General features: G+C 38.5%; 16 protein-coding genes, 1 tRNA gene, 2 pseudogenes and 1 riboswitch. Of the genes and pseudogenes, 3 read left to right on the top strand and 16 right to left on the bottom strand.

Annotated elements, in window-relative coordinates:
• Positions 1-13: 13 nt before the first annotated feature.
• From HT693_RS06060 to HT693_RS06050, 3 genes are all read right to left on the bottom strand, one after another.
• Positions 14-1,090: an aspartate-semialdehyde dehydrogenase gene (locus HT693_RS06060; protein ID WP_000542464.1), complete on the bottom strand. Its 1,077-nt coding sequence runs from the start codon at positions 1,088-1,090 to the stop codon at positions 14-16.
• Between the two features lie 342 nt (positions 1,091-1,432).
• Positions 1,433-1,505 (bottom strand) — tRNA-Thr (locus HT693_RS06055).
• A gap of 100 nt (positions 1,506-1,605) precedes the next feature.
• Positions 1,606-2,115: a QueT transporter family protein gene (locus tag HT693_RS06050; RefSeq protein WP_000737071.1), complete on the bottom strand. Its 510-nt coding sequence runs from the start codon at positions 2,113-2,115 to the stop codon at positions 1,606-1,608.
• Positions 2,113-2,210: riboswitch (PreQ1 riboswitch) on the bottom strand. Its footprint overlaps the gene before it by 3 nt.
• 28 nt (positions 2,211-2,238) lie before the next feature.
• Between HT693_RS06050 and HT693_RS06045 the strand changes: the two genes are divergently transcribed.
• Both HT693_RS06045 and mscL read left to right on the top strand, forming a co-directional pair.
• A complete protein-coding gene (locus HT693_RS06045) occupies positions 2,239-2,670 on the top strand; it encodes a GtrA family protein (protein ID WP_172925018.1) in 432 nt (143 codons plus the stop codon).
• An 81-nt stretch (positions 2,671-2,751) separates the two neighbouring features.
• Positions 2,752-3,099 (top strand): large conductance mechanosensitive channel protein MscL, encoded by a 348-nt coding sequence (mscL, locus tag HT693_RS06040; protein WP_172925016.1) that lies wholly within the window; start codon positions 2,752-2,754, stop codon positions 3,097-3,099.
• A gap of 70 nt (positions 3,100-3,169) precedes the next feature.
• Here mscL and hemH read toward each other — a convergent pair whose 3' ends face one another.
• On the bottom strand, positions 3,170-4,264 hold the full coding sequence (gene hemH, locus HT693_RS06035; protein WP_050222852.1) for a ferrochelatase: 1,095 nt from the start codon (positions 4,262-4,264) through the stop codon (positions 3,170-3,172).
• A 153-nt stretch (positions 4,265-4,417) separates the two neighbouring features.
• Between hemH and pepT the strand changes: the two genes are divergently transcribed.
• Positions 4,418-5,641 carry a peptidase T gene (gene pepT, locus HT693_RS06030; RefSeq protein WP_000222060.1) on the top strand — a complete coding sequence of 408 codons (1,224 nt, stop codon included), beginning with the start codon at positions 4,418-4,420 and terminating at the stop codon, positions 5,639-5,641.
• Between the two features lie 35 nt (positions 5,642-5,676).
• On the opposite strand, the gene HT693_RS12010 is transcribed toward pepT, so the two are convergent.
• From HT693_RS12010 to HT693_RS05975, 12 genes and pseudogenes are all read right to left on the bottom strand, one after another.
• Complete coding sequence (locus tag HT693_RS12010; RefSeq protein ID WP_240152722.1) at positions 5,677-6,828, bottom strand: hypothetical protein; 1,152 nt, start codon at positions 6,826-6,828, stop codon at positions 5,677-5,679.
• Positions 6,829-7,168: 340 nt separating this feature from the next.
• Positions 7,169-8,556 (bottom strand): annotated as a pseudogene (locus tag HT693_RS12005) (pneumococcal-type histidine triad protein); the annotation flags it as partial.
• Positions 8,557-8,875: 319 nt separating this feature from the next.
• On the bottom strand, positions 8,876-11,965 hold the full coding sequence (locus tag HT693_RS06020; RefSeq protein WP_000700358.1) for a pneumococcal-type histidine triad protein: 3,090 nt from the start codon (positions 11,963-11,965) through the stop codon (positions 8,876-8,878).
• 7 nt (positions 11,966-11,972) lie between these two features.
• Positions 11,973-12,890 carry a zinc-binding lipoprotein AdcAII gene (gene adcAII, locus HT693_RS06015; protein WP_000744536.1) on the bottom strand — a complete coding sequence of 306 codons (918 nt, stop codon included), beginning with the start codon at positions 12,888-12,890 and terminating at the stop codon, positions 11,973-11,975.
• 142 nt (positions 12,891-13,032) lie between these two features.
• A complete protein-coding gene (locus HT693_RS06010) occupies positions 13,033-14,424 on the bottom strand; it encodes an amino acid permease (protein WP_172925014.1) in 1,392 nt (463 codons plus the stop codon).
• Positions 14,425-14,547: 123 nt separating this feature from the next.
• The gene (gene sdbB, locus HT693_RS06005) at positions 14,548-15,105 is read right to left on the bottom strand and encodes a thiol-disulfide oxidoreductase-associated lipoprotein SdbB (RefSeq protein ID WP_000757366.1); all 558 of its coding nucleotides are present in this window, start codon (positions 15,103-15,105) and stop codon (positions 14,548-14,550) included.
• Positions 15,106-15,116: 11 nt separating this feature from the next.
• On the bottom strand, positions 15,117-15,824 hold the full coding sequence (gene ccdA2 / locus HT693_RS06000; protein ID WP_014017248.1) for a thiol-disulfide oxidoreductase-associated membrane protein CcdA2: 708 nt from the start codon (positions 15,822-15,824) through the stop codon (positions 15,117-15,119).
• Between the two features lie 230 nt (positions 15,825-16,054).
• A complete protein-coding gene (locus tag HT693_RS05995; protein ID WP_025170644.1) occupies positions 16,055-16,471 on the bottom strand; it encodes a transmembrane domain-containing protein in 417 nt (138 codons plus the stop codon).
• 27 nt (positions 16,472-16,498) lie between these two features.
• A pseudogene (locus HT693_RS05990) lies at positions 16,499-16,696 on the bottom strand (hypothetical protein); the annotation flags it as partial.
• Between the two features lie 1,720 nt (positions 16,697-18,416).
• Complete coding sequence (locus HT693_RS05985) at positions 18,417-18,707, bottom strand: YSIRK-type signal peptide-containing protein (RefSeq protein ID WP_007284790.1); 291 nt, start codon at positions 18,705-18,707, stop codon at positions 18,417-18,419.
• Between the two features lie 431 nt (positions 18,708-19,138).
• Positions 19,139-20,902 carry a glycerophosphodiester phosphodiesterase gene (locus HT693_RS05980; RefSeq protein WP_172925012.1) on the bottom strand — a complete coding sequence of 588 codons (1,764 nt, stop codon included), beginning with the start codon at positions 20,900-20,902 and terminating at the stop codon, positions 19,139-19,141.
• Between the two features lie 8 nt (positions 20,903-20,910).
• Positions 20,911-21,501: a 3'-5' exonuclease gene (locus tag HT693_RS05975; RefSeq protein WP_119948080.1), complete on the bottom strand. Its 591-nt coding sequence runs from the start codon at positions 21,499-21,501 to the stop codon at positions 20,911-20,913.
• Positions 21,502-21,640: the final 139 nt, after the last annotated feature.

Here is a 21,640-nt window from a genome sequence, read left to right as displayed (position 1 = left end):
CTAAACGATATGACTATTTTAATTCAAATTTCAATTCAGCTGTTGGACGAACCAAGCCACGTTCATGAAGAGTTTCAGCAATCTGAACTGAGTTCCAAGCAGCACCTTTGAGCAGGTTGTCTGAAACAACCCACATGTGGATTCCTTTTTCAGCATCCAAGTCTTTACGGATACGACCAACAAAGGTATCACGCGAACCAACTGCATTGATAGCTTGAGGATAAATTTGATGAGCTACATCATCTTCAAGAACAGCACCCGGGAAGGCTGCGATAGCTGCTTTGACTTCTTCGATTGGAGCCACTTCTTTTGTTTCGATATAAACAGACTCAGAGTGAGCTGATAAGACTGGAATACGAACACATGTTGCTGAAACGGCAATACTATCATCTTCCATGATTTTCTTAGTTTCCTTAGTCATCTTCATCTCTTCATAAGTGTAATCATTGTCAGTGAAGACATCAATTTGTGGAAGAGCATTGAAGGCGATAGGATAATGTTTCTTGTCACCACCTGAAGGCAAGATTTCGGCATGCAAATCACGTGGGGTTACACCATCATTCAAGACTTCACGAAGTTCACGTTGTGTCTCAAGAATTGCTCCCATACCAGCACCTGAAACTGCTTGGTAAGTTGAAACAATGATACGGTCCAAGCCCCATTTTTGGCGAACTGGCTCAAGAGCCACCATCATTTGAATTGTTGAACAGTTAGGGCAGGCAATGATTCCATTGTGGGCATCAAGTGCGTGAGCATTGACCTCTGGAACAACCAAAGGAACGTCTGGATTTTGACGGAAGTAAGATGTATTATCTACTACTACCGCTCCAGCTTTCACTGCGTATGGTGCATACTTAGCTGATGTAGAACCACCTGCTGAAAAGAGAGCAATATCAACTCCTTCAAAAGCTGTTTCAGTCGTTTCTTCAATCGTAATATCTTGATCTTTAAATTTCAAAGTCTTGCCTGCTGAACGTGCAGAAGCAAGTAAACGAATTTTATCGATTGGAAGTGTTGATTCTTCCAACATTTTTATCATCTGAGCACCGACAGCACCTGTCGCGCCGACTACAGCAACTGTATATCCCATAAATAACCTCTTTCGGAATTTTCTAAAAATTTCTATAATAGAAGTATTATACTACTTTTTCCATGAATTGCAAAGCTTTTTCATCATTTTTTGGAAAATAAAAATCCCCAGTCGTTAGACTAGGGACTAAGAGGCATCTTCATGTGATGAGCAGGTTCACACAACTCATCAAGGTCCGCTCCTGCGTTATGACCTCCTTATGCTCAATAGTAGTCCGAAGACTACCTATCGACTCATCGCATATTCTATATTACTAGAGATACTTGATTTTGTCAATAAGAAATTTTTTCGATCGAGTATAACAAAAAACTCTCGTATTCAAGAGTTTCCCTATACATATCATGCTAATTGCCGGGATTGAACCGGCGACCTCATCCTTACCATGGATGCGCTCTGCCAACTGAGCTAAATCAGCTTACTTAAGTAAGTATACTATAATCAGAAAAACTTGTCAAGTTTTCTTAGAAATTTTCCATAAGAAAAAGCCAGGTAAAGGCTACCTAGCTTGTCCTGTTCTATTTGCTTAAATCGATTCGACGACCAATTTTACCGATAATAATCGCTCCAATAATCAATGAGGCAAATTCACCAATTCCTGTTGTAAACCAAGTAAGGAAGAATGGTAATTCTGCTACAATATTTAACTCTGCAGCGATAGTAAACATGGAAATTGAAAAGAGGATTGAAAAGAAGAAATGATCTTTTCGAATCAATCCGTTAAAGAGGTAATCCTTGCTATATTTTGCAAAAAGCCAAACACCTAAACTGAGGAATACTAAGGTTGAACCACCACCAACAAAGACATCTAGCAGTCCGAAGCTAAAGAAATTAGCAATCATACAACCGATAGTAACTCCGATGATGTACTTGGGATTGTAAAAAGCCATAAAGTTCATCATTTCTGAAATACGAAACTGATAAGCACCATAGCTAATGGCATTTAGAGGCGGTGTGACAGTCAAAACGACATAGATAGCAGCGACGATTGCAATATCTGCAACATCACGAATAGTTAATTTTTTCATCTTTTCTCCTTTGGCGGGTTGTCCGCGTGTAATATGCTTGGTGAAAGAAGCTAAGCACCAAGGGTTGACTCATTCAACCTTACTAGTATAGCACAATAGCCTGCTTTATGCTATACTTAAAACATGAAAATTTGTATTCAAAAATTTTTTAACAATGAAATCTTAGCCTATCTCTTTTTTGGCCTTGCAACAACTCTAGTTTCGATTCTCTCGCGATTGGTCATTTATCAACTAACTCATCAGGAACTTCTTGCTACGGCCTTGGCAAATATATTTGGTATCCTATTTGCCTTTATCACAAATGATAGGCTTGTATTTAAGCAAGCAAGGAAGAATCGGCTTATCCGTTTAGTGAAATTTTTTCTTGCCCGCCTTTCTACTTTTCTGTTAGACTTGTTTTTAACTTTTCTCTTTGTAACTCAATTCCCTCATATCATAGGGCAATTTGTAAACGAAAATCCTGATAAGGTAAATGCAATTGAAACAATAATTGCACAAATACTCATTATTATCATCAATTATATCTTGAGCAAGATCTATATTTTTAGAAAATAATGCTCCATTTATGAGCCTTTTAATTGCCTTCTATAATGATTTAGGATACAATGAAACACGAAACATTGAAAGGAAAACAGTATGTTAAAAAATCTAAAATCGTTCTTGCTTCGAGGAAATGTTATTGACCTTGCTGTCGGTGTTGTCATTGCCTCTGCTTTTGGTGCTATCGTTACTTCACTTGTAAACGACATTATCACTCCTCTTATTTTAAATCCCGCTTTGAAAGCTGCTAAAGTCGAACGTATCGCTCAACTTTCTTGGCATGGAGTCGGCTATGGTAACTTTTTAAGTGCTATTATCAATTTTATCTTTGTGGGTACCGCCCTCTTCTTTATTATCAAGGGTATTGAAAAAGCACAGAAACTGACTGGTATAAAGGAAGAAAAAACTGACGAAAAAAAACCAACCGAATTGGAAGTCCTTTAAGAAATCAAAGCCCTTCTTGAGAAAAAATAATCGATTAAAAGGATCTAGCACAAAGCTAAATCCTTTTTCTTTACTCTTTGGGCAACTTGCCTGCTTTTTCTAGCATCTTCTTGATAAGATAAGGCATCTTAACATTCTCCCGCCCTTTTTTCTCAATCAGTTTTTTCACAAATTCCGGCATTTGTAAATCTTGAGATTCAGCCAAAATGTTTTTCGTCTCGTCTGAAGGAACTAACTCATCAAAGGTCTCTTCTTCTGGGAGAAATTCCTTAAACTCTTGATGTTCATTGGCTCTAACTGTATTGACCAAGGCATCAATCAAGCGAGAATCTGTATTTGGCATTGGTGGACGATGGTAGTTTACCCCAAATTCCTGACACAAGTCATAACATTCCACATCATTATCAAACAAGACTTCAATGTGCTCACTGATAAAGCTGATTGGAACAAAAATATAATGGTCTGGATGTTCTGTCTGTTCTCTGAGATACTCCAAAACATCTGGCTTAATCCATGGAATCCCAATATCACTCTCACTTTGCCAGGTATTTGTATATTGATCGGAACTCAAACCTAGTTTTTCAGCAACTAACTTGCTATTTTCGAAAATTTGATCGATATAAGGATCTCCAAAATCCAAGGCAAAAATGGGCACACTATGGGCTGAAAAGATGACTTTAAAGCTATCCTGCTTTACTTCTTCTTTTAAAATTTTAGCAATTTCATCTGCCCAATAGTTTAAAAGTGCTTCTTCCTGATACCAGTCCTTAATGACCAAAAATTGAATTTGTTTGCTTTCTAAAAATTTTTCATAGCCCATGACAGAGTAGAAAGAATAATGAGGCTCCAAAATCAAACAAATACACTGTTCAATTCCGTCTGCTTCCATTTGACCGATCACATCTGGAATAAAGGGACTGGAAAACTTATTAGCAAAGTAGACACTGTATTCATTCCCCAGCCTAGCTTCTACCAAGGCAACCTCTTGACGGGTAATTTTTTGCAGAGGCGTGCCTCCAATTCGTACATAATTATCATAGAGAGTCTGAATCTCGTGGTCTTGAGGTCTCACTCCACGACGAATATTTGTGAAAAAATCAGCTACACCTTCAAAGGTAATCTCTTCTGGCGAACCGAAGGTCATCATTAAAATTGCTTTTTTCATAATCGCTTCCTTGTGATGTTTTTATCAAGTTTATTTTATCATGAATCCACTGATAAGTAAACGCTAACATAGCAGATTGCCCTAACTTCTGTCTTTTGTTTTTCTCTTCTTTCTATGATACAATGGAAAAAATAAATTCAAAAGGAGTTTTTTATGACTTATCCAAATCTCTTGGACCGCTTCTTAACCTACGTTAAGGTCAACACGCGCTCTGATGAACACTCTACTACTACTCCAAGTACACAGAGTCAGGTTGACTTCGCAACAAATGTCCTAATTCCTGAAATGAAACGTGTTGGACTGCAAAATGTTTACTATCTACCGAATGGTTTTGCTATTGGAACCTTGCCAGCCAATGATCCATCTTTAACACGTAAGATTGGCTTCATCTCCCACATGGATACTGCTGATTTTAATGCTGAAGGAGTCAATCCACAGGTAATTGAAAACTACGATGGTGGTGTGATTGAACTTGGAAATTCTGGTTTTAAACTGGATCCAGCCGACTTCAAGAGTCTTGAGAAATATCCAGGCCAAACGCTCATTACAACTGATGGAACAACCTTGCTAGGTGCTGATGACAAGTCTGGTATTGCTGAGATTATGACAGCTATTGAATATCTGACTGCTCATCCTGAAATCAAACACTGTGAGATTCGTGTTGGTTTTGGTCCAGATGAGGAAATCGGTGTTGGTGCTAATAAATTTGATGCAGAAGATTTTGATGTGGATTTTGCCTACACTGTTGATGGTGGTCCACTAGGTGAACTTCAGTACGAGACTTTCTCAGCCGCTGGTGCTGAATTGCATTTCCAAGGCCGTAATGTCCACCCTGGTACTGCCAAAGGGCAGATGGTCAATGCCCTTCAGCTAGCAATTGATTTTCATAATCAACTTCCAGAAAATGACCGACCTGAGTTAACTGAAGGTTACCAAGGTTTTTACCATCTAATGGATGTGACAGGTAGTGTTGAGGAGGCGCGTGCAAGCTACATCATTCGTGATTTTGAAAAAGATGCCTTTGAAGCGCGTAAAGCATCCATGCAATCTATCGCTGATAAGATGAATCAAGAACTTGGGAGCAACCGTGTCACTCTCAACTTGACAGACCAGTACTACAATATGAAAGAAGTCATTGAAAAAGATATGACTCCAATTACCGTTGCTAAAGCCGTTATGGAAGATCTAGGTATCACGCCTATTATCGAACCAATCCGGGGTGGAACAGACGGCTCTAAGATTTCCTTTATGGGAATCCCAACTCCGAATATCTTTGCAGGTGGCGAAAATATGCACGGACGTTTTGAATACGTTAGCCTTCAGACTATGGAACGTGCAGTTGATACCATCATTGGCATCGTAGCTTATAAAGGCTAAAAAGACGAGGTGGCTCAGCTACTTCGCCTTTCTGTTTATTCTACTGCTTTTTCTTGATTACCAGTGCTTGTTGTAGATTCAGTTGATCCCTTTTCTGAAGTTAATTCAGCAGGTTTAGAATCTCTTGTGTTGCTTGCTTTGTTTTCGTCGCTAGCAGTTTCGCTGTTAGATTCTGTAGTTGCGTTTGGTTGGTTCTCAGCACTGGTGTTATCACCATTTGCTTCAGCATTTCTTGCTGGACTTGTTTCTTCACTTGCGCTAGCTTTTGACTGGATTTGGTGATTCAAAACTAGAATAGCTTTTGTCAATTCAAGTAAAGCTGCTTTGTCTTTACTCTTAGCAGAAAGTTGATCTAGTAATGCATCCACTTTATCAAAGTCCTCATCAGAACCATTATTACTTTCTAAATAAGAGTGAAGCGACATGAGAATATCGTAGAGTTTTTGATAGAGTACAAGTGTCTGAGAATCTTGCTCAGCATTTTCCTTTTCTTGTTGAAGGGCGCTAGCGATACGAGTCAAAACATCTTTTACCTGACTGTTTACTTCATCCAAGTCTGCATCAGCCTTGTTTGTGGCAGCTTTTAGATTTTCTACTTCTTCTGCCAAGGATTGTCTGATTCCTTCTTCATGGATTTGTTCCAAGAGTTGATTTGCCTTGTTCAAAAGACTTTCTACTTCTTCCTTGCTGACATGATTGACATATTCTTCTTTTTTAAGATCAGGATAAAGATCTTTCAAAAATTCATAAATCGCTTGCTTAGCAGATTGGTTATCAACTTTTTCTTTATCTAAAACTGTTTCATTTACTTTTGCAGTAGCTGGCTGATTTTTCAAAGCCTCTTCTACTTCTTGTTTTGTTTGGTAAATGCTTGGGAACAGTTTATTCAAGTCCACAGCCTTACGGAAGGATTGAGATTGATATAAAGTAAAAGTCAAATTAGCTACTTTATTACGAAGCTCATCACTTAAACGACCATCGTTTACATGCTCATAGAAGTACTTGATGTATTCCACTGTTGTATCACCAGTACGGTCATTAAAGTCTTGAAGAGCTTGAAGTTGTGGTTCAACCGCTGCTAAAGCAGCCTCATCTTTAGCCAACTTAGCTTCCTGGAGTCGAACGAGAAGGTCTTTCTTAGGAAGTCCATAAGTATCTGTATCTAGCGTATTGATTTTATCAATCAAGGCCTGATATTTCTTATCTAAAGCACTTGTTTCAACAGGTTTGACACTTTCATCAATATGGATATATTGCTTATCAAAGAGGTCAAGTGTTTTTAGATAACCTGCTGTAGAGTTAGTTAGTTGCTAGTTTCTTCATATTTTCAGTAAACTGACCTAAAACTAACTCAATCTGTCTTTGTTTGATTGGATCGTCTTTATAGACGTTTCGACTTTCAGCAAGAAGTTGATCTACTTTTGCTAAAACTGTTTTCTCATCAAAGGCCCCAGGCTGATAGTTGGATTTCAGGGCTGGAATTTTGTTTTTCAAGGCTACTTCATAGCCCTTAGTTTGAACCTTGATGTAGTGATTGTGGTCTCCATGACTCATGACAAAACCTGATTCATCTTCAGCGATAATACGATTAGCATCAAATCCGTATCCATCTTCTTCATGTTTCTCATGTGAAGTTCCTGGATTGATTGGAAGAGATGGAGAAGGTGTTGCTAGACTATTGTTTGGAAGAGTCGGTTGCCCAATTTGATTTGATTTTGGAATGTAATGGAAATGATCACCATGTCTTACAATATAAGCTATAGCCGTTTCTTCAATGATATCTTTTGGATTAAAAATATAACCATCAGATACTGAAGAGAGCTCCTTACTTGTCGTTAAAGAAGAAGGATTGCTTGAAAGACTGCCTAGACTAGACACTACTTCATTTGTAGAAACTGTAGAACCAGTTCCACTGATAGACACCATTCTGGCAATCTTTTCTTCTAAGGCAGAAAGCTTGCTGTAAGGAATAAAGTGGTAATGGTCGCCATGCGGAATCGCAACTCCATTTGGTGTAAGACTGATAATCTTAGCAGGGTCAAAGACCAAGCCATCTGATTCACTGTAACGTTGGGCGCTAGGTGAATCATAGAGTTCCTTCAAAAGACTCTGGAGATTTTCAGATTTATTTGCTGGCTTGCTAGTTGATCCTTTTGCTACAGATTGCGTGTTATTGTCACTAGCTGTTGAAGAATAGCTTAACTGACTCGGTTCATATTTTTTCCAGCCAGATGTGCTTTAGCTGCTGCTAATTCACTAGCAGATAAATCGCTTTTGGGAATGTAGTGATAGTGACCTCCATGAAGAACGATATAAGCATTACCCGTATCTTCGATAATATCAGCTGGATTAAAGACATAGCCATCATTTGTCGTATATCGTCCCTGAGACCTTGATACAGCAACATTAGAGTTAACCTTCTCATTATCTTTGACATGTTCTTGTTTTTGACGATTGATTTCATCTTTGGTTCGAACATTATCAGCATGAGCTACATCTTTCAGGTAGACATAATATTTTCCATCGACCTTGATGATACAACCACCCTTGACTTCATTGACAATATCAGCGTCTTTAAGTTGGTAGTTTGGATCCTTCATCAAGAGTTCTTCACTAAAGAGGTCATCATAAGGAACTTTCCCATTATAGTAATGATAGTGGTCACCGTGTGACGTTACATAGCCCTGACCTGTAATTTTGATTACAATTTGCTCAGCCTGAATTCCTTCTTTCTGGCTAACCTGGTCTGGTGTCAAGTTTTCACTTTTCTGACTTGACTGGCTGCCATCCACATAAGAGACACGATTATTGTCCTTATTTTCCTGCGAACGATGCTGGTTTTGTCCATAGGCACATAGACTCAAGGATACGATAACAGCTGATCCAGCTGCTATATATTTTTTACTGAATTTCATAAATCCCTCATTTCAATAAATGATGAAACTTTTTCTTAACTTCTTTTTTCTCGGTTAAACAATTTTTCTAAACCGCTTATTTAACCATTTAATTAACCAGTAAATAGTTTACTATTTAAAATTATAGAGAAATGAAATAAGAATAGGACAAATTGATCAGGACAGTCAAATCAATTTCTAACAATATTTTAGAAGTCAAGGTGTACTATTCTAGATTCAATCTATTATACTTCTGTCAAGTTTCTGTTACTTTCTTCTAAAAAAGAGAAGCAACACGAAAGGTTACTTCTCCATAAAATATGCTTCATTCTTTTTACTACTATATAGGAGTCGGTTGACTCTCTTTTAACAAAGCCAAGAGCCTATCTAATTCTGCTGAAATAGTGTTACTGTCTTTCGTTCCGAAAAGAAGACTGCTGTTTAGACCAGACAATGTCTCCATAGCATTTTGGCGAGTACGAGAATCTGTTACTTTTTCTAGCAAGGTCTCCGCCTCTGCTATCTTAACGTCAATAACAGAACGCTCTACTTGTGGAACTTCATCCTCATCTGTAGTATCTTCAGCTTCTTCCTCTGTCTCTTCCGCATCAGTGCTTGGTCTATAAAGATTATCTGCTGAAGGATTTAAACCAGCGTGATTCTCTTTTTCATCAGATTCAGAATGAGTTGGCTCACTTACTTCATCATGTTCCTTATCTTCATCAGGTTTACCGTTTTGGTCTGCCTTATTTTTACGAACATGGTCGCTAGCATTACCCCAACCATTATCTGAATGAGGACGTTGGTCAGGATGTTCAACGTAGTATTTCACTGTCGCAAATAAATCTTCTAAGGTATAGCCTTCAGGAGCTGAGTAAAGTCCTTCATCAAACCATGCAAACTTAAGGTTATGATAGTGATCAAAGTGAGGAATTATAAAGTGACCATTTTGTACAGCTACAGTATACTGTAAATGATTCGGTATTTTTTCTAATGGTACCTTTTTCTCAGCTTTTACGCGGTTATAGATAGCTTCTGTCCCTGTTGCCTCTGGTTTTGCTTCTGTTGCTTCAGTAGAATTTGGAGCTTGTAAGCCTTTTTCTTTAGCATAAGCCTGAGCTGCTGCTCTTTCAGCTTCAGATAAGCTGTCTTTTTTAATCCAGTGGCTATGGTTCAAGTGTGGAGTGACGTAGGCATTTCCTTCATCACTTTCAATATCATGCTCATCAAAGATATAGCCATCCTCTGTTGTATATTTACCTGCTAATTTCGCTAATTTAATTTCATCGTCTGTATAGGCAATTTGAGCATTTGGTTTGCCAAGTCGCTCTGGATGGGTAATTGGTGCTAGGAATGCCAATAAATCATCTACCAATTTTACTTTATTAGAAGATTCATCATTCAAGCGCTCTGCTAATTTGTCTAAAGTTTGGAAATCAGAAACGCGACCTTTATTTTCAGACAAGGCTTTATGAGCCTGGGTTAACAGATTGTAGGCTTTATCATAAAATTCTTGGTCACGAGAAGCGACATTTTCTTTTTTAGCAACTAGAGCATGTGTCTCTTGAGTTTTCTTAGACAAGAGATTTTCAATAGCATCAATCTTATCCTTAGCCAAGTCTTTAGCAAAAACATAGTGACTGACACCAGCAATTTCCACAACATATCCTTCCCCAACTTTTCTAACAACCTGTTCTACTGTAAAATCAGTTTGTTTTTTCTCAGTTGATGGTTGAGCTTGCGGTTTTGGTGCTGGTTTCAAATAATTCATTCCCGGCAAGACTGCACCATTTTGTCCCTTAATAGCTATCATACGAGCCAATTTTTCTTCCAAAGGTGACATTTGTGAATAAGGGATAAAGTGATAATGGTCTCCGTGCGGTACAGCAACACCATTAGCTGTACGATTTGTTATTTGTGCCGGGTCAAATACTAGTCCATCCGATTCTACATGGCGTTCTGATAAGGGTTTAGCATACAATTCACGTAAAAGGCTTGGAATGTCTTCCCCTTGATTTTGATGATAAGTTGGAGTGACAGTCAAATTGTGGTTCTCTGACAAGCTTGGTTGAGCTGGATTTGCATTATGACTAGAACTTGAAGAAGGACGAGACCCCTGCTTCCCATTCCAATAGGCTTGGGCTGCAGCCAATTCTCCTGCAGACAAATCACTCTTAGGAATATAGTGAAAATGATTTCCATGCGGTACAACAAAAGCGTCACCTGTATCTTCAATCACATCTGTTGGACTAAAGACATACCCATCATCCGTTGTATAGGCTCCTCCAGTTGCTCTATTCGGTGCCTGCGTATTGAGATTAAAGTTTGCTTTAATGGCTGAACTTGGTTTCGCAGGACTGCTTGGTTTCGTATTATCAGAATGCTTTTGAACTGGCTGACCTCCAATTGGTAGATTTCGAGCCAATTTTTCTTCCAAGGCAGACATTTGCGAATAAGGAATGAAATGGAAATGATCTCCGTGAGGTACTGCCACACCATTTGCAGTACGTTTTGTAATCTGTGCTGGGTCAAATACTAATCCATCAGACTCCACATGACGTTGGCTAAGTGGCAAAGCGTACAATTCTTGAAGGAGACTAGCTAAATCCTCATTTTGACTCTCAGGAGTTGTTGTAAGATTTTGAGGAGTTTCAGATGGACTCGTTCTCACACTAGATCTTGTTTCTCCCCTGCTAGAACGATATTCAACCGTACTTAATTGACCGCCTTTTCCAGATAAGAAGGCTTGGGCAGCAGCTAATTCACTGGCAGACAAATCACTCTTAGGAATATAGTGGAAGTGATTGCCATGAGGAACAATATAGGCATCGCCTGTATCTTCAATGATATCAGAGGCATTAAAGATATAACCATCATCCGTTGTATAACGTCCTTGGGCTCTGGCTGCAACTACCGCCTGATTGTTTGAACCGCCACCGTGATTACTACTATGTTCCTGCTTCTGACGTTTAATCTCTTCTTTTGTCCGAATATTATCCGCATGGGCCGCATCTTTAAGGTAAACATAGTATTTACCGTTTACCTTAATGACATAACCACCCTTGATTTCATTGACAATGTCTGAATCCTTCAACTGATAATTCGAATCTTTCATGAGGAGCTCTTCACTGATGATGGCATCATAAGGAACCTTGCCATTATAGTAATGATAATGGTCTCCATGAGAAGTCACATAACCTTGATCCGTAATCTTGATAACAATTTGTTCAGCATTGATTCCCTCTCTCTTACTGACTTCATCTGGTGTTAAGTTCTCTGCCTTTTGACCAGCCTGATTACCATCTATATAAGCAACTCGATTAGACTCTTTCTTAGCCTGACCAGCTTGGTAACGACCAAGTTCATAGGAACAAACACTTAGGGCAAGAACTGCCACTGAACCTGCTAGATATTTTTTATTGATTTTCATTTTTTCCTCACTTTAATTCTTCTGCTAGAACACTTATATTTTCTTCAAGATTTTCTAAATAGGTCTTGTCATTTTGTGGGTCTGCCTCTAAAGGATTCAGAGTTTTAAGACCTACACCTGTTGATTTGACAAGAGTTTCAGCTACTTTTGAAGAAGCGTTACTTTCTGTAAAAATCGTTTTAACCTTATAGGTTTTAACAAATTCCTGAATTTCTGTTAGTTGTCTTGGACTTGGTTCTTGTTCCGGAGAGATACCTGCAATACCAAGTTGATTGAGTCCAAATCGCTTAGCTAAATAAGAAAAGGCTGTATGTTGTGTTACAAATGTTTTCTGAGTCGCTTTTTCAAATTTAGGCTGGAATTTCTTAGTCAATTCTTGAGCTTTTTTGATAAAGGCTTGCGCATTTTTTTGGTAAGTTTCTTTATGCTCACTATCCGCCTCCGAAAGCTTATCAGCGATAATCTGAGCTTCTTCGCCAGCTTTTTCAGGATCTAGCCAAGTGTGAGGGTCATAGAGCGTTTTTTCATCAACTCCATCCCCTGCTTCTACATCTTCTAGCCCTGGGACGCGGTCTAAAGTCATTCCCTCTGAAGCCTCTAAAACCTTCACTTTGGATTTTTTTAGATTGGGATCTAAACTTCCTGCCCAAGATTCGAGCGTATGTGAATGGTAAACAAAGACATCTGCATCATAGATGGCTGCGATATCATTTGCCGAAGGTTCAAAGGAGTGAATCCCACTACTTGACTGAATCATCCGAACATCATTCAAGTCACCAGATACTTCCTTAACCATAGCATAGATAGGATAAAAACTGGTCACAATTTTCATCCCCTTTCCTGTCTGACTTTCCTTTTGACTACAGGCTCCTAGCAATAAAAGAAAGACACTTAACAAGACTAAAAATAAATTTTGTTTCTTCATGAACAACTCCTTAACTGTTTAATTAACTAGTAAACATTCTACTCCTAAAAACTTAATCTGTCAAGATATTTTTAGAAAAAATTTGAAATTTCTTTCACATATAAAAATCTGCTGAGTTTCAACAACTCAACAGACTTTTACTTTATTCTTCTATGGTAGAATGCTTATAGCCATAAGTGAAGTAAATAATACTTCCTACTAACAAGGCAACTAGGAAAGCAATCCAAGTTTCCATATTATACTGTAACATAAAGGATAAACAAATGATGATTGATAAAATCGGTAACAGGGGTACCAAGGGTGTTTTAAATTCCCCAGCTTTTGGCATCCCTTTTTCTTTCCGTAAGCGAATCAGGCCGTAAGCCAGCATGATTAAGTAGGCCAAGGTACAAATGTTTAAGAAGGCTGCAATACTAGCTAGCGGGAAGATTCCTGCTGCTACTGCTGAAGCTAGACCTGTTAAAATAGTAGCATTCTTTGGTACCTTGCTAGTCTTCGTTAGTTCTTTAAAGGCGGCAGGCATTAAGCCATCGCGCGCTAAACTGTAAATCATACGCGATAGGGCATAGGTCATCGAGATACAAACTGTAATCAAGGTCAAGATAGCCACTAATGACACATAGTTGGCTGCCCAACTGATCCCAACGCTACGAAGGGCAAAGGCAACGGCATCATTGACATTTAAATGACTATAGTGAACCACACCAGTCAAAACAAGGGTCACCAAGGCATAGAGAATGGTTACGATAGAAAGCGATAAGACAATCCCTCTAGGAATATTTTTTTGAGGAATCTTGACCTCATCTACAGCCATAGAGATGGATTCAAATCCCAAAAAACCGAAGAACATTAAGGAGGCACCAGCCATAATACCAGTACTAGCACCATAGATTTGTCCAAAACCATAAGGAGCAAAATTACTCCAATTATCAAGTTTGATATGCCAAATTCCTACTAAAACAAAGAGAGCTAAAGCCGAGAATTTCAAAATAACTAGAATAGAATTAAAGCGTAAGGCTGCTTTAGCATTGAGTAAAACAAGCGAGGTCACCAATACCAAGACAAGAATAGGCAATAAATCAACAAATGTCCCTGCTTGAGGATTAAAGGTACCATTTAAAGGCTGAGGAAGGGCTATCCCGTATTGAGAGAGCAAGCCTTTAAAATAAGCTGCCCAACCCGAAGCTACGCCTGATATGGCTGTCATGAACTCCATCATGGTTAACCAACCAGCCAACCAGGCTGGGAATTCTCCTAAAATAGCATAGAGATAACTGTAGGCACCACCTGTAGCAGGTACTCGTGAAGCAAATTCTGCAAAAAAGAGGGCTGATAATCCCACACACAAGGCAGAAATGACGATTGAAATCACTAGGGCTGGACCAGCAAGTGTGGCAGCTGCAGTACCTGTAATTGTAAAGATGCCTGTCCCTACCATGGCTCCGATACCCAGCAAAATCAAATCCCATAACTTCAAATGCCTGTGCATCTCCGTTTTATCCAAACTTACATTCTTTGTTCTAAATATATTCATATTTCTTCTCCAAATAAAATGATGATTCTATTTTACCATAAATATAGGAAATTTGTGACTATTTATAAAATATTTTTCTAAAAAAAAATCTGACTACATCTTGTAATCAGATTTTTATCGATTCTAGTTCATTTCTTTAAATGCTGCTTCTGCATCCGCATTACTGATAGCACCAAATTGAATCTTTCCAATCTTTCCTTGACTATCAATTAGGTATTCTGTAGGAATGCTTCGAATTTGATAAGCTTGGAAGGTTGTTGCTTTAGTATCATAAAGAACTGGGATATCTTTATATCCTTGTTCTTGGAACCATTGTGGGAATTGATTAACAGTTTTTTCACCTTGAATTCCTGGTGCAATGACAGTAAGAATTTCAAAATCGCGATCTGGTTTTGCAGCTAATTCCATCAACTCAGGCATACTTTTCTTACATGGACCACACCAGGAAGCCCAAAACTTCAAGTAAACCTTTTTACCCTTAAAATCAGATAACTTGACTTCTTTACCATCCATGGATTGCAAGGTGAAGTCTGGAGCATCTTTCCCAACAGCAATTTGCTGTACAGGCGTTTCTTGTTTTGGCTGTTGTGGGGCTTGAGTTTTTTTAGTTTCTTCCTCACCACAGGCTATCAATACAACTAATGACAAGAGACTTAAGCCAGCAAACATTACTTTTTTCATCATTTTCTCCTTTATTCAAAAATTCCAGCTAGAACATTTACTTGTCCTAATAGTAACAAAATTCCCATTAAAATAATGAGGAAACCACCAATTTTCTTCATTAGCATCATATGACGTTTGATTTTACTAAAATAAGGCATGACTAGACCTGAAGCTAGAGCCAAGACCAAGAAAGGAAGAGCCATCCCCAGAGTGTAAATAAGAGTATAGATAGCACCTTGCCAAGCTCCATTGCCTCCAGAAGCCGCAAGCGCTAAAACAGAACTTAAAACTGGACCAATACAAGGCGTCCAACCAAAGCTAAAGGTAATACCGAGTAAAAAGGCTGACCAATAACGATTGGCTTCTGATTTCTTAAAAGTAAAGCTTTTTTGAACCTCTAATTTCTTAAAATGAAAAATTTCCATCTGGTGAAGTCCCAAAATGATAATAATTGTTCCCATAACATATCGAAACCAATTTGCATAGAGAATATGACCAAAGTAACCAGCACCAAAGCCTAGAATAAAGAAAATGAGTGAAATACCTGCGATAAAGCAAAGTGTTCGAATCAAGCCTGACCAGAGAACCTTTCTCCCAAATAAAGAAAAGCTTTTTGCGCTTTCCTGATCATCCAATAAAATCCCAGCATAGACTGGCAGAAGAGGAAAAATACAGGGAGAAAAGAAGGACAAGACCCCTGCTAAAAAAACGGAAATTGAAAATACTATCGTTTCCAATAAAGAACCAACTTTCTTAAGATTTCTAATCCTATTTTACTATATTCAATTTCATTTGTATGCTTTCTGCTACGCAAAATCGTATCGGGCACTACTGGACCAATCTTTTCTTTTGCTAGTCAAGGCGGATCTTATCCCCCAAAATAGCCAAAAAGCAACGACAAGGGTTACTCGTCGCTGCTTTTGTGAACGAAAATGTCTTTTAGATCTGACATTTCATAAATCAAGTTTTACTTGAGTTTGGCAAGGATTACTTTAAGCTCCTCTACTAGTTTAGCTTCTGTCTCTGCTGAGCCATTTTCCTCTTTCACGAAATCAAGGGTTTCTTGGAGAAGGTTTTGGGCTTTAGCAAGGACTTTTTTATCTACTTTTTCTGCATCTAGCTGTCCAAGAACTTTTGTCAATTCCGTGCTTAATTGCTGGATTTCTGACTCTTTCTTACGGCGAACCAACCAGAAGGCAATCACACCTAGAAGGGCGAGTAGACCGACTACAATCACTCCTGCTGGAACTGAGTTTGTTTCAGTCATCTTATCTGAATCCTTACTATCTTCCGTTCCTTGTTTGGCATCTTTCTTGTCCTGTGCAGGCTTGCTGTCGCTAGCATTTGCTTTCACATCTTTGAGAGAGTCCAAGGCAGCCTTCACAGACTCTACTGCAGTACGTAGACCTTGCTCTGTCAAGGCACTATCTTCCAGAGCTTTTTGAGCATCTAGGAGGACCGCCTTGGCTGCATCGATTTTCGGATTAGATACTGTTGCCAAAGCTTTCAAGCGTTGGTCTAACTCTTGAGTCAAGGCACGAAGTTCAGACTTGTCAACTTGCTCTTGAGCTGGAGCTTGCGTGCTCGTTGAGCTAACTGAAGGACTTGCTGCCGCTCTAGGTGCTTGAGTCGGAGCTGGAGCAGGACTTGCAGGTTGACCCGAAGCAGTTGGTTGAGACGGTTGTGGAGCTGGCTCAGATGGAGCTGTTGGAGTCTCAGTAGCTCCTTGGTCTGGCTGAGTAGGAGTAGATGGTTGCGATGTTACGTTATACGAATCGGGAATTGGATAATATCGTTTTGATGGCAAGCTGACTGGTGTTGAAGAAGCACTAACTTCACTATTACCATGTTTAGCTGTCGCACTTACTTGAGTTCCTGCACTAGCCGCATTATGGGAAATTGTAACAACACCACTTACTCCATCAATGCTGACACCTGATTTTGTTGGTGTTAGGCTCCAGCTTGACCCTGATTTCGTAGCTACAACTTTGTCGCTTCCAATGCTAATTTCTACATGGTCTGCATTCGCACTTGGTGTTACCGTTACATTGGCATTCGCTTCGCTAGAGGCAACTGTTGGTTTTTCAGGTGTTGCTTCTTTAGCTACTGGTGCTGTCGCTCTTCTTTCATCACTAAACCAGGAACCACGTTCTCGTGGATTACCATCGTTTACGTTATTATTTACTTCGATAACAGTGAGTGCTCTAAATTTATCTGTTCCTATCTTATTAACTCCAGACTTATAATCAGACTGGGTAATAGTAATTTGGCGTGCAGAACCATCCCCATCATTATTAGGAGATATATCTTTAGAGGCAAGTATATTATAACCTTCCGGATAAGCTAATCCATCCGTACTCCCTCCATAATTAGAAATATCCGAACCTCCGGTTACCAAATATACTTTCATCTTTGCGCCATTAGGTAATTTAGGAACATAAGGAATTGTCACATCAATATTAGGTTTTTCATTAGCTTTACCTGCTAAGCTCGGGACACTTGCATCTGTACTATCATTTGGTGTATTAATAGTCGGCTTCTGAAAAGGGAGATAGTATCCAAATTGTGTCGTCTGACTACCGCTTGAAGTAGTTACTGTTACATTCAATAAATACTGACCCCTGCGCGGAGTAATTCCGTCGAAAGTCAAAGATGCTTCACTCCCATTGACAGAAGATTCGACCTTTAACCCCATGTTTTCATGACCAGTTACAGATATGCTAGTAATTTTCTCATGATTTGATTTAGCACTAATTTTCAAAATATTACCAAATACTCTATCTCCACCTGGTACTACTAGTATATTAGAAACTTCTATTTGTTTACGTACTGCATTCCATCTCCCAATTGTTAATCCTGCTATATTCCGTCTTTTTCTTACATGAACTCCTCTTTCCTCAGAATTTTCCTCACTATCATTTTTTGACATCATCACTTGATTACCATCTAGTAACTTGTGAGCTTTTTCGACAAGTTCTCCAGAAATCTTTCCGTCGTCTGAAAGTCCTAACTTTTCGTTGATAGTATCTGCTAAGTTTTTAAAAGCTGCTGCCGACTCAGGATTGGATTCTTTCAATCTTTTAGATGCATCTATCAATTTATCATATAACTGATCCCCATCTTCTTCTTGAGATTGATCTATCTTATCTTCTCTATTAGCTTCTTCTTTGATAATTGAGGATTTTTCTTCCAACTCTGGTTGTACTTCTTTTTTATCTTTTTCTACCTCGGACACAGTAGATAATTCACCAGATACAGGTTTAACTACACCATCAACTTTTTCATCACCTTTATTCTCTACTGTTGACTTAGCTTTTCCTTCACTATCTTTAGATGAAGTTCCTGGCTCTTTTTTTCTCTGTCTCTTGAGTGTTTGGTTTAGCTCCTTCTTGTTCTACGTTAAGATTTTGATTGCTTGTATCTGATGGCGGTAAGACAGATGGATTCCCAGTGTTGCCATTTCCATCCTGACTGACCACTTCTGTATTTACTTCCGCCGCCTGGACTTCTGTCGCTGGATTAGCTATAAAAAAGACAGACCCTAGCAAGACTGAGACTGCTCCAATTGAAAACTTGCGTATAGAAAAGCGTTGACGCTCATTCATTTTAAACTGTTTCATAGTTTTTCCTTTCTTTCTACCCTGTCTTTGCTCCTCTAGCCATGTTCATGCAGGCATCAACTCGCAATAAAAACAGGAAAACATGACCTTTTTTCATCTTAAACAAATGACAAAAAGGCCCATTGTCTACTAATACTTCATTATATCAACTTAGTTCCCTTCCTTCAACCTCACTTTGTTTTAGAAAATCGATGATTATATATATATATATATATTTCTTATTTTAAAGGATTTAGAGGCTCCTTATTTGTAAATTTAGTATATTTTTCGTTATTTTCAGAAATTTTAAATTTATATGACATTCAAAAGAAGCTGTTCGTCTTGCTATCTATCGCCAGCAAGAACTATCCTAGACTCAGCAAATAAAAAAACAGGCTCTCTGAAAAATACTTACCTATCACGGAAGGAATAGTTGTTCCTCTTTTTTATTACTAAAATTCAAAGAATTCCAGAGCTTTTTTCAAGAGCAAATCCGTATATTCTGGATCTTCTTGGGCTACTTCTATTTCCCACTGAACTTTTTCCAAATCATCTGTAATCACTCCATCTACTCCTAAGTGAAGCGATTTATTGATAGCTTCTGAATCATTGACAGTCCAGACATAAAGTTTCTGATCCGTTGTCCATAGTTTGCTTACAAAATATTCATCCAAGGTCGAGTACTCCATAGTATATCCTGTCGCCCTTGTTTTAGGAAAGACAGAATTGTAGGGTATGATAAAATAAACTGGCAGTTCGGCATCATACTGTCTTACTTTTTCGACAACATGGTAGTCTAAAGACTGGATTTGATGTCCATAAATCTTGAGCTTTGCAGCATAACGGGCTAAAAAACGGTCCATCATGTCTGGACTATCTTTTTTACTTGTTTTAATTTCAATTAGTAATTTTTGACCAAGCTCGTTGGCTCGACTGAGATAATCTTCAAAGCTTGAAATTTTAGTCTGGTAGCCATTTTCAAAAATATCAATCCCTTTAAGCTCCTCCAAGTTTAAGTCTTGAGGACTTTTATTGATACCTGCTAGATTTTTCAAGTTAGCATCATGCATCATGACAAACTGCCCATCTTTTGTTTCCTGCACGTCCGTCTCCACCAAGTCTGGTTTGAGTTGTGCTGTAGTTTCCAAGGATTCTACTGTATTTTGAATCCCATTTGCATTGGAAACCCCTCGGTGAGAAATAAGCTGAGGTAGATGAACCATGGGAGCCTCCAGATAAATATAACCTTCTAAGGCAAAGAAAAGACTGGCACAAGTCATGACTCCCCATCGCATGATGTGATCTTTTTCTCTCCGAGGAAGCATATCCAGCTCCTTTCCTGTCAAAAATGAAACAAATTTAACCAAAAAATAAGTCAGAGCCATATAATAGAGATTTTTAATCACGACAAAATTCAAAATACCAAGAATCAGAGACTCTCTCTGAGTGATATCATCTACCAAAGTTTGAGCCAATAATAAAGGAATCAAAGGAAGATAAAATAATAAATGTGCTTTGAGCAAGATGTAAAATAAATTCCAAGCATAAAAAGTAACTCTCTTCTTGGTTTTCTCCAAGCTAAACATCACTGCTTCTCGAACAGTCAGCTGATCATATACAATCTTCGGAAGGGCAAACATCAATCTGACAGAGACATAGAGAAAGATAAGAGATAGAAGTAGGATGCTCAGCCACCACATCCAATATTTATCTTCTAAATAAGCTTGGATAAACTCTGGAATGACGATTTTATTAAGATAATAAATCTTCAGCATTTTCCGTATAAAAGGAAAAAGCATAGCTATATAGAAAAAGATAAACAAGGCTTTAGCGCAAGTTAGCCTTTTCATAAATCCAAAACTTTCATGGAAAACCTTGCGGATATACTCAATTAGCCTTCGCTTTTCATTATAGAGGAGATGACGAGCACCAATAAAGAGGAGTCCTATTTGAAAATAAGCAACCAGAAGGTTAATGACAATCAAGGCTAAAAAAGCTAGACTAATCAATGGAGAATGAGTAAGGATGGCTAAGACATTGTTATAGGAAATAAAAAGATAACCTGTCTGATCTAATAAGAAACTAGCCAACCATGAATTGAATGGGACCCACAAATACTCCACTATCATAAAAATCAAGAAAAATAGAAAGAGGATTTTATCAAGATTGAGGTAAATCTGTTTAAGACCCAATTTTTTAGGTTTTTCAGGTTTCATAGGCACTCCTAGTCAAATAATTGAGACAAGTCCAAGCCACCAAAAGGATTGTTTGATAAGCTACTTTCTGTCTCTAACAATTCCCTAGCTTGATCCGACTCTAAGAAGGATTCGTAAACACGCGCCGTCATCCGAGCATCCTCTAAACTATTATGAGACTGACCTTGAAATCCAAGAAATGAGGCAACAGTTTGCAATTTGAGATTGGCAATACCATGTAAATCTGAACTCCGACGTTCAAAAGCTTCATCATACAAATCCACCTTGTACTGTTGGCTATAGTCTAAACCATGCTCTGCTAAAATAGGTAAATCACTTTTAGCAGCATTGTAGCCTATCATCAGCAAAGAACCCACAAACTCTTGGAATTCTTCTAAGACTTTCTCAACTGGAGGAGCATCTTTTAAGGTTTCGGCTGTAATCCCAGTCAATCCATTGATAAAACTCTTTAGAGGCACACTAGTATGGACATAGGAATCATAGGCATCGATTTCCTGACCATCTCTAAAACGCACTGCCGATACTTGAATCAAGTGTGTTTGTCCTTCGTGCTGATTAAATTCTAAGTCAAAAGCAATGTAATCTTCTAATCGTTCCATTTTCTACCTCTCCTATACTGTTATTTTATACTCTTCGAAAATCTCTTCAAACCGCGTCAGCTTCGCCTTGCCGTAGATATAGTTACTGACTTCGTCAGTTTTATCCGCAACCTCAAAAACATGTTTTGAGCTGACTTCG

Origin of the sequence: Streptococcus sp. 2154 (genome assembly GCF_013277255.1) — a bacterium.
Lineage (GTDB): Bacteria > Bacillota > Bacilli > Lactobacillales > Streptococcaceae > Streptococcus > Streptococcus pseudopneumoniae.
This window is presented reverse-complemented; position numbering and strand designations above follow the sequence as displayed.